Raw genomic sequence first — 15592 nt, forward strand, 5'->3', positions numbered from 1 at the left:
CCGTCCAATGAACAAATCCGGCTGGATAACCGATGGTGGCATTTCACATCCGATATGATGCATCCAGATGCAAAATGCCGTAGGAAAAGGTAAAATCCTCTCCCCTCAGCCAAGGCGTGGTGCCTCGCTGTATGTCAGCGGTGATCGGTCACAGGTAGCGCCTTTACAGATCGATGAATCTCCGCAATCTACTTATTTTGCGAGTTCAGCCCGCGCTTTCACCCATTTGTCATTCAGGTCTTTCATGATGTCGTCATACGATTCACTGCGGTTACCGATGGCAGCTTCGATAATACGTTTCTTGAAGTCAGGCTGCCAGAGGCCGATCTCGCCTTCGTTGTCGATTTTGTCAACCAGACCTTCCTGTCCTTCTTTGGCAGGAGTCAGTGTGGAGAATGTAACGTCTTTGTATTGATCCAAAATCGGTGGCAATTCCGCATTTTTGTCTGCGCTCATGCCCCCTCCTTGCTCAACCGCGTAATTCGATTTCGCCAGGAACCAATCGATCCAGGCCTTCGCAGCAGGTTTGTTCTCGCTGTTCACGTTCATGCCAATGTTATAGTCTGCTGCGAGCGGAACGACCACATCACTTGCATTCGTAGGAAATGGCAAGAATCCGATATTATCTGGTGTATCCGTCAAGCCTTGAATTTGGGTAATCGCCCAAGATCCAAGCGCCATCGTTGCAATTTTCCCGTTCGCCAGATCAGCCTTGGAGCTTTCCCAGTCGGTTGTGGTCGGATCTTTCTCAATCAGGCCATTCTTGGCTGCATCATAAAGCACTTTGTACAATTCATAGTGCGGCTTGCCAGCCACAAAGTTTTCATCCGTGTTCGGTTGATCAATGTTTACGTAGTCCACACTGCCTGCAACCGTCGGCAGATCTGCTTCCCATTGTGTCAAAGCCCAGCCGGAGGCATAGTTCGTATACAGTGGAATCGCGTCCGTATTATCTTTCACCAGTTGCAGTGCAGCCTGGAATTGCTCAGGCGTTTTGGGCACTTCCGTAATGCCAGCGTCCTTGAACACCTGCTTGTTATAGATGATGCCGGAGAACGTGATAACGGTTGGAATTCCGTATATCTGGCCGTCAACCATACGTTCTTCAATGGCTGTATACTTATCTTTCAACTCATCGTACGTGCCTAGCGGTTCAAAAAAGTCCGGAATGTCGGCGATCGGTACGCTGGTGGGGATCATCAGCACGTCGCCATAATCTTTGGTGCTCATACGAATCTTCACTTGTCCCTCGTAGTCAGCGAGGGCCTGGAAGTTTACTTTGACATCCGGGTATTCTTTATTGAACTCCGCGGCGTAATCTTTGAATACGCTATCAACAATATCTGTGCGCTGCGTGAGAACGGTGATTTCCCCCTTAATATCCGCAGGATCTGTACTGATTTCCTCTCCTACCTGTGAAGATCCATCCCCGGAAGAGCAAGCGGCGAGCAGAGAAGTGATGAGCAGCATGGTAAGCAGAAGCATCCAGCCTTTGTTTTTTCTCAATTGGTTCTACCCCTTTTCTAAGTTAATTTAAGTTATCGTTAAGGTTACAAAATGAATTTTATTATGGTAATGTTTACCTGTCAATTAAATTATTTATTACTCAACAAAAGTTTTTATCACTGGACTCGTTGACAACGTATTTTCCCGACACTAATATTAATAAATAAAGTTAACGTTAACTTAAATATAGTTGAAACCTGTACTTTGAAGGAGCGCTCACTTATGACTCACACCAATGACATTAGAACTGAGATAAAAGAACACTGGGAGGGGCATATTCTGCCATTCTGGTCTGCCCTCAAGGATCATAACAACGGCGGATTCTACGGTTGGGTTGGCAATTACCTTCAGGTCGATCCACTCGCTCCCAAGGGTGGAATCGCCACGGCACGACAATTATGGTCCTTTGCAGCAGCCTACCGGGTGACCGGAAATGAACTCTGGCGCGATCACGCTGAACATGCTTACCGTTTTCTTGTGAATCATGTAATGGATACGGAATACGGCGGCATGTACTGGATGGTCCATGCCAATGGAGAACCGCTCGACACAAGCAAACATGTGTATACGCAATCCTTCGGTGTCTACTCACTGAGTGAGTACTATCGTGCCACCGGGGATGCATCTGCTTTGGAACTTGCGAAAACGCTTTTTTCCCTGATAGAGGATCAAGGGCTGAATGCAGAATTACCTGCATACAAGGAACAATTTGACCGCTTCTGGACTGAACAGCCCAATGAAATGCTGAGCGAAAATGGTGTGATTGCAGATTACACGATGAATACGCATATTCACGTGTTGGAGGCCTACACCACCCTCTACCGAGTGTGGCCAGATCGGCAGGTGAAGACGGCGCTGGAACGCCTGCTCGGCATCTTATATGAACGGGTGTATGACAAAGACACGAAGTTTCTTGGAGTATTTTTCAACAAGGATTGGGACTCCATCATCGATCTGCGCTCATTCGGGCATGACATTGAAGCCAGCTGGCTGATCGACGAAACGTTGAAAGTGCTGGGCTTGGACCAACACCTGGAGTATTCCGCGATGGTTACGGATATTGCCTATAACATTTCCAATGTGGCTGTACAGGCCGATGGCTCCCTGATGAATGAACAAGAGGACGATCATGTGGATGAGAAACGGATATGGTGGGTTCAGGCTGAGGCGATGGTCGGCTTCTACAACGCCTATGAGCGTACAGGTGATCCTTTGTTTTTGGAGAGAGTGGAACGCTTGTGGACATATACGAAGGAACATATTATCGATCACCGTGCTGGCGGGGAATGGTACTGGTCGGTAGACGGGGAAGGCACGCCGGATCAAAGCGAAATCGCCGGACCGTGGAAATGCCCGTATCACAATAGCCGATTCTGCATTGAACTAATTGAGAGGATGGGATAACGATGATACACCCCAAATACAATGAATTGTTGGAGCAACAAGAGCAGCTGCTTACGCGTCAAAATGAAATTGACTCTTCCTTCTACAATGGCGTATATGATCGGTACCGTTATCCGGTAATCACACGCCATCATGTACCGCTGCACTGGAGATTTGATCTGGACGAAACGACGAATCCCCACTTCATGGAGCGTCTGGGCATTAACGCTACGCTTAATCCGGGGGCCATCTATTTCAATGGCAAATACGTGATGGTCATCCGAACCGAGGGCTTGGACCGCAAATCCATCTTTGCCCTAGCTGAGAGTGATAACGGTATCGACGGATTTCGCTTCACAGGCAAACCCTTAGTGTGGGAAGATATCGATGCCGACGAGACCAACCAATATGATATGCGATTGGTTCAGCATGAAGATGGCTGGATCTATGGTATTTACTGTTCGGAGCGCAAAGACCCGGAAGCTCAAGCATTTGATACATCCAGTGCCGTAGCCCAGGCTGGACTTGTGCGGACACGCGATCTGGTCAGCTGGGAGCGTCTGCCCAACATCACCACTAAATCCCCTCAACAGCGGAATGTTGTATTACATCCTGAATTTGTTGTTGGTAAATATGCGTTCTATACACGGCCACAAGACGGATTCATCTCCACAGGCAGCGGCGGCGGGATTGCCTTTGGTCTGTGCGATGATATTCTGAATCCAGTAATTGATGAAGAGACCATCATCGATGAACGGAAATACCATACCGTATACGAAGTGAAAAACGGCCAAGGCCCTGCCCCGCTCAAAACGGATCGTGGCTGGATTCACATTGCCCACGGGGTGCGCAATACGGCAGCAGGTCTTCGCTATGTGCTGTACACGTTTGCCACGGATCTGAATGATCCGGCACGCATCATCGCCAAGCCGGGCGGACATTTCATTGCTCCTTATGACGACGAGCGCGTAGGCGATGTGTCCAATGTTATTTTCTGCAATGGTGCGGTGGTCAACGAACAGGGTGAAGTTTTCATTTATTACGCATCCAGCGATACCCGCTGTCATGTGGCCACAACGACGCTGGATAAACTGGTCGATTACACCTTCAATACCCCATTTGATCCTTATCGTTCCTTGGATTGCGCCAGCCAGCGCGGTGACCTGATTGAGCGGAATGAGAAGCTTCTCCAAAAGCAATTGGTTTAAAACCGAAGATCAGCCTTCAACGGAAAATGCGGCATGCTGAAAAATTAGCGCAGCGCTAACCAGAATTTCTTTATTCCATGTGGGTAACGATGTATACTAATATGGATTGTTGTTATGTTTGAAGGAAGCGCTAACCATAATGACAGCACATTGTACGTAAACCGGCTTGAAGGAGGCGACCAAAGCTGAAGAACAATATCACCATGCGGGATATCGCCGACAAGCTCGGAGTTAGCAGTGTGACGGTCTCGAAAGCATTAAATGATAAAGATGGCGTCAGTGGCGAATTGAAGGAAAAAATTAAAGTGCTTGCCGTTCAGATGGGCTATCGGTATAACGCCGCAGCCCGTTCGATGAAGGAAGGCCTGACTCATAATATTGGTGTTATTATCCCGGAGCGTTTTACCGGACCTACACAATCGTTCTATGTACGTGTATTCCAGCGCATCACCAAACATCTGGAGGATCAGGGATACTACGGTATTCTGCACATTCTGAATGTTCAGGACGAAGAGGAATTAATACTACCGAAGCTCTATAGTGACAACAAAGTGGATGGTTTCATTGTGCTTGGACAAGTCAGCAAGGAATATATCGAGCTGGTCCAGTCGATGGAGGTACCCAAAATGTTTCTCGATTTCTACGATGAGCATTCTGATATTGATTCTGTCGTTACCGATAACTTTTACGCTGCTTATGAGCTGACAAACGTTCTGGTACAGCAGGGACACCGCCGCATTGCTTATGTTGGGAATCTCTATTCTACTAGCAGCATTCAAGATCGGTTCCTCGGCTATTACAAATCATTGCTGGAACATCGGTTGCCGATGAATCCGGATCTTGTGCTAAATGACCGGGATGAACGAGGTACGTTTATTGAAATTGATCTGCCAGAGCAGCTGCCTACGGCTTTTGTATGCAACTGTGATCAGGTGGCCCATCTGCTCGTTCAGAAACTGACTTCACTGGGTATTCAGGTTCCTGCACAATGCTCTGTGGTTGGATTCGATAATGATATCTATGCCACACTCTCCGATCCCAAATTAACAACGGTTGAGGTCGATGTGGAGCAGATGGCGCGTACTGCGGTTCATTCCATGCTCAAAAAGATCGATAACCCGAGTCGCAGCTTCGGCCGCGTATACGTGAAGGGCAATATCATTTATCGTGATTCGGTGAGTGCTGCACCTGCCCTTTCGGATGACGTTCTTAACTAAAAAGGAACTAGGACTCCCCGTTCCACAAAAAGAGTGCTCCCGGCCATTACGGCTGCAGGAGCACTCTTTGCTTATGAAAAAAAGAGGAAGTGGTCAGGAGCCACTGTAGATCACGGCCACTCTCCACTCGATTCAAGATACCTAACTCCTGTTACAGCCTAGTAGCTCGTCTTTAGCCAATTGTCTTTGGACCAGGTTAATTTTCCAGCACCTGCTCCGCTTGAACCAGTGAGGCGTGCATTCAGCGTCGCTGGATCATCGGTAGTGTAGCTGTAAGGAAGTGCCGAGAATCCATTCCAGGAGAAAGCTTTCACTGCGGCCGGAACCGGGCTGAGTGGACTGCCGGATGTATCACTGTTTCCACGGAATGAGCTTCCATCCAGAGAATACATCGTGTCAGTCACCTTAATTTTACCGGTATACGTTGCATCGGCCGGATCCGTCTGGTTATTACGGACTGGGAAAAGTACGTCTTTGATCACCGATTTTTCGACCAGCACTGCACCATCTTCAGTGGAAATAGCTCCGTTGCCGATGATATCAAAATGATACCCTTTGGACGAAATTGCCGTTGCCATCGCAGAGGTGATTCTGGATTTGGCCGCACGTGCCCCCGTCGCATCCATCACAATATTGTATGCGTGCGCATTGCCTCCGCGCAGACGCGGCATGCGATCCTGGATATCTTTGTACAGGTTATGGTGCAGGGTCATGGACAGATTGGCATTGGCCGATTCGAAGCTGGTCGAACCAACCAGGTGACCTTTTTTCTGAGGAGATGAAATGGCAATGATATCGGCTTTACTGAACCCAACCGCGCTGCTGCGCAGGTAGTTATACATCGGATAGGAAGCCTTGTTCGCTTCCAACTCGTTAACCTGCTGGGTAACCCAGCTGTTTGAGCTGCCGTCATCCCCTTTGAAGAGGGACCAGGAGATGGTCACACCGCTCGTTCCTTTTTTCGAATCGACAAGCCCGTCATAGGCTTTATTGAATGTGCAGTGATCAATCCAAACGTTGCTGTTCTCCTCAAGAGTGATGTAATCCCAGTCATTTTTGTCATAGTCACCTTTGGTCGCTTCATCCCATTCCCATAATTCATCGAATTCGAGGTTGCGAATAATAACGTTGGAACTGCGTTTGACACTGATGGCTGCATGCTTGATCTTGGCACCGTTGGCTGAGAAAATGGTCAGGCCATTGAAGCTGTCAATCGTCAGCTTACTGACACCCGTTTGCTTCAATACAGGATGAGTCAGAGCATCATTATGCTTGGCAAAAGGAGATGTCTGTGCAGCGCTCGGAATTTCGTTCCATCCCAGGTTCAGGTCGTTCATAATCTCGACGACTTTGACACCAGAGTTCTTTTTCAACGCCGCAGCGAGATCCGTTGCATTGTATACCTTCTTATACTTGGACGTGTCCGACTCGCTGATGGCACCTCCACCCGCATTCCCTTGGGAGAAACCTGTAAGATTGTAATCTGCATTGCCTGCTGCCTGTACACTTGTCGGTCCAGACAATAGAGTAAAGCCCAACGTCAGAGCCAGTGCGGTATTGCACCATGTTCGAATTTTGCTTTTCATAAAACCATTCCTCCCTAATTATAATGATTACGTCCGTCCATCTCTGCCATCGCATGTCACGAAGGACATGTCCTCAATGTAAATGCTGGAAGCAATTACAACAATAATCCTTATCTCAGATTCTATGTATAAGTGATCTTATCTTCAGGGATTGTACCGTATGCAACCTGGCATCGTACGTACTTAACTTATGTATAGGGCCCTTCTACCATAATTGAACGATTACTTGAGATTTAGTGAGAATATTATCTATTATTCAAGTCTAAACTATGAATATCCTGGAGGTGTTCATTCAATGTATGTCACTTGCCCTTCCTGTAGTAAAGAAGTCAAAATTAAAAAAAATGGCCACGGCAGATGTACATGCGGTGCCCACATAAAGGTTATAAATGATAAATAACCACTCCATCTCTTCATTCTATTTATAAAAATAAGCTCATTTTTATAAATAGATATGTACATTTCGCTTTTTATATGTAAAAATCTCTTTAATTATAGAAAAGAGGTGATGGAATGAGGTATATTCATAAAATTTATCATGAGAAAAGTGCTACTGAATTTAACACTACATATCAACAAAGATTCAATTATGAGTCAACAGTCCATACGGGACTAAAAATAAAACCAATGAGCCAGCCAAATGATTATGAGCTTTACTATGTTCCCACTAACCACTTGTTAACCCTCGTAAACAATATCCATCTCATATCTCGAGAGTTTCAGAAAACGTTTGAACAGCTCCCTACGGTAGCGCAACAGCAATTTATTAATGAGTGCTTGGTAGAAGAACTATACAATACCAATGATTTGGAAGGAGTAAGGAGTTCACGTGAAGAGATCGCAAGAAGCACGAAAGAGATTCAATTAAAAAGAAAATCTAAAAATAGGTTTGACAGTATGATTAAATCTTATTTGGCTCTATTAAACAATGAAATGAAGTACCCCGTTTCACCCCAAGATATAAGACAAATCTATGATGAGATTACAAATGGTGAGATTGACTCGAGCGAGTTACCCGATGGCGAAATTTTCAGAGAAGAAGCAACCTATAATTATAAAAAATCGGGGAGCGGAAAGATTATTCACCAGGGAATGACACCAGAAAAAGAAGTTTATCGTGCAATAGAACAGTTATTAAACTTTATGAACACCCATGACGATATTCCTCTGATGATTAGAGTGGCTGTTGGCCATTATTTCTTTGGTTATATCCATCCATTCTATGACGGTAATGGCAGGAGTTCTCGCTTCATTAGCAGCTTATATTTGATAGAGGTACTTGGTGAGATCGGTACACTGTCTCTATCTAGAGGGTGCAATACGTATAGGAACAAGTATCTAGAGACTTTCGAGATTACAAACAGTATTAAGAGTCGGGGCGAAATGAATTGTTTTATTGAATCCTTCCTTGAAATAATTCTGGAAACGCTTAGCAAAATGAGTGGCGAGTTAAAAGAAAAAATCGAATTACTTAAAATTACTGAGAATAAATTGTCTAAAGATTACAGACTCAAAGATAAAGATGCTATATATCGCCATATCATGTTTGTCTTGGCCCAAAACCATTTCTTTGTTACAGAAAACGGACTGACCATCAAAGAATTGGCTGAAATTTTAAATAAATCCGAAATGACGATCCGCAAAACAATCAAAGAATTGCTGCAAGTGTCTCTTATTGATAAAAGCGGTGAGAAACCCGCGTATTATTCAATTAGCCGAAAATACTTTGAATGATAATTTATCTGAAACAAATGATTATATTTACAACTAAAAAAGCAGGACTGCACCTGCTGCAGACCTGCCATAATTTATCTTTTGATGGAACGTGTCCAGAACCCGCCATGGAACTGTTTGGGCTCAACGGTGATGACAAATGCTTTGGGATCAAGCTCCAGAATCGTCTGATACAGCAGTTTCTGGTTTTTGCGTTTCGCCAAAATCTCCATAACCAGCCGATCTCCATCTCGTCCACTACCAACCCAAGCAGTGACGCCGTATCCTTTATCCCGCAAGGCATTCGCCACATCCCCGCCCATCTGGTTACAAATAACCTTAACGGTAACGTAACCGAGTGCAATCTTCTCTTCAATCCAAGCACCTAGCAATACCCCCAGCCCATAACCAACGGCATATACAATTAACGCAGATGGCTGGGTCAGATATTTGAGTACCAGATTCAGACCGAGTACGTAGATCACAATTTCGCCCATACTTATGAGCGCAGCAATATATTTCTGTCCTTTGAGCGTCAGAATCATCCGAAGTGTATAGGCAGATACATACACAATCTGGATCAAAAAGATAAATACCAATATTTTAAACAATCGCAATCCCTCTTTCCTGACTTTCACAACGGAATGGCGTTTGTTGCGCGCCTTCTTTCCGCTTCCCCTGCATGTCATTTACGCTTCTGTGTATTTACTCTATCTCCATCATTGGACGTTATGCGGTCATTTTAAACGGTGGAACGTAAATCGGACTGCAGTTCCTTGCCGGAACTGCCATTATAGAGCCCTTTCCACTCATTATCAACCCGGCCTGAGACCCAGGGGCGAAAATCGGCGTGACTGAATATGCTGAACCAACAGCAGGTAGATTGAGGCGTACAGGCAAACAGGTTCGGGAAACGACGGCTACCAAAAGGGGGAACTGTCATGCAGTTGTGGCACGAGATGGAGCGGGAAGGTATGGAAGAACTCATATTTTGCCACGATCCACGCAGCGGGCTTAAAGCCGTCATCGCTATCCATAGCACAGTACTGGGTCCCGCACTCGGGGGATGCCGCTGCTGGACGTATGCATCGGAAGAAGAAGCGGTTAGGGATGCCATCAAACTCGCGAAGGGCATGACTTACAAATCGGCAGTCTCCGGTCTGCCCTATGGCGGGGGCAAGGCAGTGGTATGGGATGTGCCAGATGAATTGATGAGCCAACCGAGTGAGGCCAGCCCAAACAACAATCTAAATCCCAGAAAACGCAAACAGAACGTCAGACCCCATGAGAATACCATTAAAGGCAAGGATCCATCGGACGGATTAGATAAGGGATTAAATAAGGTGTCCAGAAACAACCTACAAGTCTGCCGGCGTGCGGAAACGTTCCGTTCTCTGGGCCGCTATCTGGAACGACTGAACGGACGCTATGTGACAGGTCTGGATCTGGGCACTACGGCGACAGATATGGACCAAATCCGGCTGGAGACGGTACATGTGACAGATACGACCGGATCACTTGGTGCACAGGATGATTTCACAGCCGAGATGACCGCCTACGGTGTATACACTGGCATTGTGACATCGCTGCGTCACCAAGGCATCGACGCCTTGCAGGGCATTTCCGTTGCCGTCCAGGGACTGGGCAAGGTCGGCTATGCCCTGTGCCGTTACCTGCATGCAGCCGGGGCACGGCTCATCGTGGCAGACGTTGTACCTGAACGTGTACAACGTGCCCTTGTGCAGTTCAGCGGCGCCATTTCGGCCGATCCGGCCCATATTCACGCCGCTGACTGCAAGGTATTCGCCCCCTGTGCCCTAGGGGGCGTATTGACCCCGGCAACGGTGGAGGATCTGCGCTGCTCCATCGTTGCCGGGGCGGCGAACAACCAGCTCAGCCATCGGGAGCTGGTTGTTCGCGGCATACAGGCGCGCGGCATCCTGTACGCGCCTGACTATGTGCTCAACGCAGGCGGAATCATTAGCACCGCCTACGAGCTGGAGGGCGCAGGGCCCGACCTGATCCGCCAAAAGGTGGCGGGGATTGCGGGCACGCTGTCCAAGGTCTATGCGATAGCAGAGCAATCTGCCTTCTCCACGGCGGATGCAGCCGATCAGCTGGCAGAAGCTGTCCTGCAAAGCGGAAAACCCCATGCTTAACATATACCGATTTTGCATATTTACTAGCGGCTCGTTAATTATTCCAGAAGCGAGATCACTGTTACAGTTCGCCATATCATTTTCTCCATAGTTAAAAATCAGCGCATCACATAAAGAATTAGAAAAAAACGTAAAAAAGCCAATCCGGGTCATCGAAAACGGATTGGCTTTAATCAACTTTTCTTCAGGATTCCATCTGCTAAACCTCATCAGGCAACCTCAACCTGCTACCGCCCGCTTTAACCTTCAACCATTACAGAGGCCCGCTTCACCCGATGCAGCATCGTCCAGAACAGCATATTAATCACCACCAGGAGCGCTACATAGATCCAAATGCCTGCTGGTATGGTGCGGATGAATACATGTAGTCCCCATAACAATGCCATGAGCGGAAAGAAGGCAAAAACGAGCCAGCCGTCACTCTGCCCGGCCACACTAAAGGATTGGGAGAACGGCGGTTTTCGCATCAACAACTTTCCAGACAGCGGAATAAGTGCAGTTGCCACCAAAAATATTACGATCAGATCAGGAAGAATTCTTAACCCAAAGGTCCACACAAATATGATAGCGTTCAATATAAATACGGGTAGAAACATATTGCATAAGAAAGCCTTCAGCGCTCCACTATATAGCACATTCTCGTTGGCCAGAGGGGCTGCCCGGAAGGTCCAAAACGCCTTGTATTGCCCGGAATACTTCAGCATGGTCACAACAGACACAATCAGCAAGAGCACAATGTATAGCGTGTAAAAGAAGGAGCTTTCCCTGAATTCTGCCCACGAAGAACTCTGCAATTGAGTGAACCAGAATACATAGGGCAATACAAAAGATAAACCAACCGAAGGGTATACCTTCAGCTTGAACTCCCTTTCACTTCGCATCATACTGGCAGACAAACGAAAGCACGCCTGCTCTTCTCTCGAACGAGAGAATACCCTCGCCATGATGCGATCCCAATTCCCACGTCTTCGTCCGGAGGCCTGACCTGCGTGTGCCATTTTCTCCAAATACAATTCGAAGGAAGGCATCAGCTTCACGTACACCAACAGACTGACCATTGGAACGATCACAGCAAGCGCCGAGAAAGTATACAGCCAGGCATCTCCCCCGCCACCGAACAGCAGCTCAAAAGCCGCTGCATACCATACAGGAGGCAGCAGTAACTGCCACCAGGCAGGCGTGAACACCATATTAAAGTCGATGATGCTGAACGAACGTATGACCAGCTGATAACCTACGGCAATCCCGATGGAAAGCAGGATTTGCATCATGTTGATCATGTCCTTAAGCTTCTCGCCATCCAGAAACTTCATCATGAATAGATAGATCAGGGACGTGGTCACCAGAATTAACATATTAATCATCACCAGTTCCACCAGAAAAAGCAGGAAAAAGCCGATCCCGTGGGCAACCAATCCGGCTACCAGCGGCGCAGCCGTCAGAGAGCCTGTCAGAAGCAGCAAATAAACCCCTGCGTGAATGGCACGAGCCAAGCCAACAGTGCGTCCATTTACCGGCTTGGTCATGATGATATTACGATCCCGGATATCGAGCAGTACCGAAGAAAAGTCGGAGATCATGGATGTCATGATCATAAACATCAGCATGGCAGTCACTAGACCCATCTGAAGCATATAATGTCCCGTATCCCAGACAACAAACGGAACCATAATCAGCCCCATCAGTGCATACAACCAGAGGGAACGCAGATACAGGTTGCCTTCTTTCTGCTTCTTATTGCCATTACGCGCTGACAATACCGTCGGCACCCTGCGCTGATCCATCTGAAACTTCACCCGTAGAATCAAACGCAGTACATCATAATCCGCCCCTGTTTTGGCGATGATAGGCCGAAAACGGTCCAGAATCTTCAGCGTGCGGAAGTCCGAGGATTCCGCCATATCAATACACCTCCTGCACGATGGACACAAAACGTTCTGCAATTGCCCGATGCTCATTGAAGCCCGTCAGTTGGTTGAATACTTCCTCCAGTGAGCCTTCCATGGATTGCTGCTGAAGCTGCCTGAACGTACCATCCGCCATCACACGTCCTTCGGCAATCAGAACGATTCGGCTGCTGATCTTCTCCACCACATCCATGATGTGTGACGAATAGAATATCGTTGTGCCCTTGGCTGACAGCTGTGTCAAAATCTCCTTTACCACCATCACACTGTTGGCATCCAGTCCACTGAGTGGTTCATCCAGGAACAACAGATCCGGGTCATGCAGCAGAGCGGAGATCAGCAGCACTTTCTGACGCATGCCTTTGGAGAAGGAAGCAATGCGGGAATGATATGATTTTTCCAGTCCAAAACAGTCCATCAACTGCTTCGCCTTATAATCGGCATCTTCATAGGACAACCCGTATAATTCTCCTATAAAGGTCAGATACTCTGCTGGGGTTAATTGCTCGTATAGCTCCGCGACTTCCGGTACATAACCGATTCTGCGCTTATATTCCGCGTCACCATCCGCGATATCCTTGCCAAAGATGCGGACTGTACCCACATATCCCTCAACCAGTCCGAGCAAAATCTTGACCGTCGTACTTTTACCCGCACCGTTCGGACCGATGTATCCGATCATCTCGCCCCGATTCACTTCCAGATCAATCCCATTGAGCACATAACGCCCGTTATACCGCATACGCAAGCCTTCAATTGACAGTACTTGTTTTTCACTCACTTCGTTATCCAGCCCCTGTCTCAATTATTTCTACAATTATACTAGTTTACCACAGATTGGATTAACAGAGAGGGATAAAGAAAAATTAAAAGACCCTTGCTCTGCACAAAGAAATGCATAACAAAGGTCCAAAATTTATAAATCAGAATACAATTTTTTTGTTAATTTACCAATTAAGCCTGGTAATTATTATTTTTTTATTTAGTTGAAATTCTTATTAATAAAAGGTAAAACAACACCCCTCCTATCACTCCAAAAAAAGCATATAAATCTATAAAAATATAAGCTATAAACGCGGATGTTATCAACGTCACAATAATCCCAGCTCTATTTTTTAATAATAATCTATAAGTTAGATAGCCTAGCAATCCAGAGATTAATGTCGATAACAAAAAAGGAAGAAAAACGTACACTTGCTAACCTCCTAACTCGCACTCGTGTTTTACCATTTTTTACTTTGTGGCAGGATCCTACCAGTAATATATCTGAGCAATGTAATCGTCCTGAGGATTAAGCTTTTCCGTTATTTATACTAATACCTTTTTTCTGCTATTGATAATCTAAAATTAGAAAAAAAAGTTCAATTGGAATGTTTAATCTCTAGCTTAACCAACAAAACAATAAATCCTTATTGAACCTTAACAATCTGGAATTGCTGATTTGTACCACCATTATCTGTCCACTGAATTGCAGCTGCCCCGTCTGCCAGGGATTGTCCCGAAATATCAAGCACCTTGCCTGTACTGCGGTTTTTCAATTTATAATAACCACCGCCCACACTAACCAACTGCCATTGCTGACTGGCCCAGCCGCCATCGTTCCACTGTTCAATAACAGCTCCATCGGCTGTAGAGCCATTCTCTACACCGATTAGCTTGCCGCTGGATCGGTTGATGATTTTGACATAACCGCCACCTGCATCCGTGATCTGCCACTGCTGGCTGGTTGTGCCGCCGTCTGCCCGCTGCTCTAGATCCGCACCGTTATCCGAAGAACCACCGATGACATTAAGCAATTTATTGCTTTTACGACTAATCAACTGGTACGAAGCATTCGGGTCCCATACGTTAGTGGTATCCACTCCGGTTACGGAACCTGTGGCTGCATCAATGGTAACCGTGCTTGCCCAGTTCATCGCCAGACTGGTTGCACTAGGGAAAGACAACGGTAACCACACATACTTGGAATCCTGTACTGGCCCGCTCCAGGCGCCAGCCCAGCGATCACCCATATAGAGATAGGATGTTGTCTGTGAGCCTTCCACCGGAAGCACGTAGGTCGATTGGGAACCATAGGTTGTACTATCTCCAAAGTTGCTCAGGCCGCTCCATGTGCCAGTTATGCTGGTAGCAGTCGCATACTTGGCCTGATTCGGATTCCAACCCGTAGCCCCGGATGTGATCAGGAAGTAGACGCCACCCTTTTTGAACATGGCAGGTGCCTCACGATATTGACCCGGCCACAGCGTCGTTACAAGCGATTCCACACCGAGAAAATCTGGAGTCAGCTTGTAGATATTCAGGTCAGCATTCACTTTGGTCGCGGAAATAAGATAAGCCGTTCCATTGTCATTGTATACCGTCATGTCTCTCGAATCATAGCCCAGTGGCCGATAGCTGCCCACATACGTATAATTGCCATCCACTGTACTTGAGGTCGCTACAGCCACTCTGGCTTCACCGTAATCAACCCCGTTTTCCTTATGCATCCAAAGAACATACTTGCCTGTTGCACTGTTATAGATAACTTTTGGGCGTTCGATGTTGGAAATGTTCAGCTCAGCAGCTGAGCTGCTGGTGAGCACGTCATTGCGATACTCCCAGTTTTTCAAATCTGCTGAACGATATGCGGAGACCGCCTTGAACGTTCCATTAGGATTGCGGTTCTCTCCAAACCAGTAATAATACCTGTTAGCCTTAATCATCCCGCCCCCATGGGCATGAATGACATTGCCGTTCGTATCCTTGAACTGTACCCCGTTAGTCACACTGAGTGGAGCAGCGGAAGCCTGTTGTCCTGGAGCGACCAGCATGTCTAGCGATTGTAGCGCCAGGATTAGAACAAGCAGATAACAAAGGCGACGAGTGAAACGATGTGAATTTGTTTTCTTTTCCAAGCAATTCTCATTCATA

The 15592-nt window shown here is 46.8% G+C and carries 11 protein-coding genes; 5 read left to right on the forward strand and 6 right to left on the reverse strand.

The genetic code is table 11. The annotated features are described in order from the left end of the window. Window positions 1-192 precede the first annotated feature (192 nt). Window positions 193-1485 (reverse strand): ABC transporter substrate-binding protein, encoded by a 1293-nt coding sequence (locus AC3ITG_RS30815; RefSeq protein WP_489254556.1) that lies wholly within the window; start codon window positions 1483-1485, stop codon window positions 193-195. A 243-nt stretch (window positions 1486-1728) separates the two neighbouring features. Between AC3ITG_RS30815 and AC3ITG_RS30820 the strand changes: the two genes are divergently transcribed. The 3 genes from AC3ITG_RS30820 to AC3ITG_RS30830 all read left to right on the forward strand — a co-directional run bounded on the left by AC3ITG_RS30820 (window position 1729) and on the right by AC3ITG_RS30830 (window position 5314). Continuing rightward, window positions 1729-2910: an AGE family epimerase/isomerase gene (locus AC3ITG_RS30820; protein ID WP_489252299.1), complete on the forward strand. Its 1182-nt coding sequence runs from the start codon at window positions 1729-1731 to the stop codon at window positions 2908-2910. 2 nt (window positions 2911-2912) lie between these two features. Further along, the gene (locus AC3ITG_RS30825) at window positions 2913-4097 is read left to right on the forward strand and encodes a glycoside hydrolase family 130 protein (RefSeq protein WP_489252300.1); all 1185 of its coding nucleotides are present in this window, start codon (window positions 2913-2915) and stop codon (window positions 4095-4097) included. Window positions 4098-4300: 203 nt separating this feature from the next. Further along, window positions 4301-5314 (forward strand): LacI family DNA-binding transcriptional regulator, encoded by a 1014-nt coding sequence (locus AC3ITG_RS30830; RefSeq protein WP_489252301.1) that lies wholly within the window; start codon window positions 4301-4303, stop codon window positions 5312-5314. Window positions 5315-5472: 158 nt separating this feature from the next. Here AC3ITG_RS30830 and AC3ITG_RS30835 read toward each other — a convergent pair whose 3' ends face one another. Beyond that, complete coding sequence (locus AC3ITG_RS30835) at window positions 5473-6900, reverse strand: pectate lyase family protein (RefSeq protein ID WP_489252302.1); 1428 nt, start codon at window positions 6898-6900, stop codon at window positions 5473-5475. Between the two features lie 513 nt (window positions 6901-7413). Between AC3ITG_RS30835 and AC3ITG_RS30840 the strand changes: the two genes are divergently transcribed. Beyond that, window positions 7414-8634 (forward strand): Fic family protein, encoded by a 1221-nt coding sequence (locus tag AC3ITG_RS30840; protein ID WP_489252303.1) that lies wholly within the window; start codon window positions 7414-7416, stop codon window positions 8632-8634. 74 nt (window positions 8635-8708) lie between these two features. Here AC3ITG_RS30840 and AC3ITG_RS30845 read toward each other — a convergent pair whose 3' ends face one another. After that, the gene (locus tag AC3ITG_RS30845; RefSeq protein WP_053782622.1) at window positions 8709-9224 is read right to left on the reverse strand and encodes a DUF2179 domain-containing protein; all 516 of its coding nucleotides are present in this window, start codon (window positions 9222-9224) and stop codon (window positions 8709-8711) included. A gap of 330 nt (window positions 9225-9554) precedes the next feature. On the opposite strand from AC3ITG_RS30845, the gene AC3ITG_RS30850 reads away from it, so the two are divergent. Then, window positions 9555-10772 carry a Leu/Phe/Val dehydrogenase gene (locus AC3ITG_RS30850; protein WP_489252304.1) on the forward strand — a complete coding sequence of 406 codons (1218 nt, stop codon included), beginning with the start codon at window positions 9555-9557 and terminating at the stop codon, window positions 10770-10772. 239 nt (window positions 10773-11011) lie between these two features. Here AC3ITG_RS30850 and AC3ITG_RS30855 read toward each other — a convergent pair whose 3' ends face one another. The 3 genes from AC3ITG_RS30855 to AC3ITG_RS30865 form a co-directional block, all read right to left on the reverse strand. Then, window positions 11012-12673, reverse strand: coding sequence for a hypothetical protein (locus AC3ITG_RS30855; protein ID WP_489252305.1), 1662 nt, complete (start codon window positions 12671-12673; stop codon window positions 11012-11014). 1 nt (window position 12674) lies between these two features. Further along, window positions 12675-13460 carry an ABC transporter ATP-binding protein gene (locus AC3ITG_RS30860; RefSeq protein ID WP_063568220.1) on the reverse strand — a complete coding sequence of 262 codons (786 nt, stop codon included), beginning with the start codon at window positions 13458-13460 and terminating at the stop codon, window positions 12675-12677. Between the two features lie 628 nt (window positions 13461-14088). Continuing rightward, entirely contained in the window at window positions 14089-15591 is a 1503-nt protein-coding gene (locus AC3ITG_RS30865; RefSeq protein WP_489252306.1) for an RICIN domain-containing protein, read from the reverse strand. Window position 15592: the final 1 nt, after the last annotated feature.

Source organism: Paenibacillus sp. GL_099_B (genome assembly GCF_057835695.1).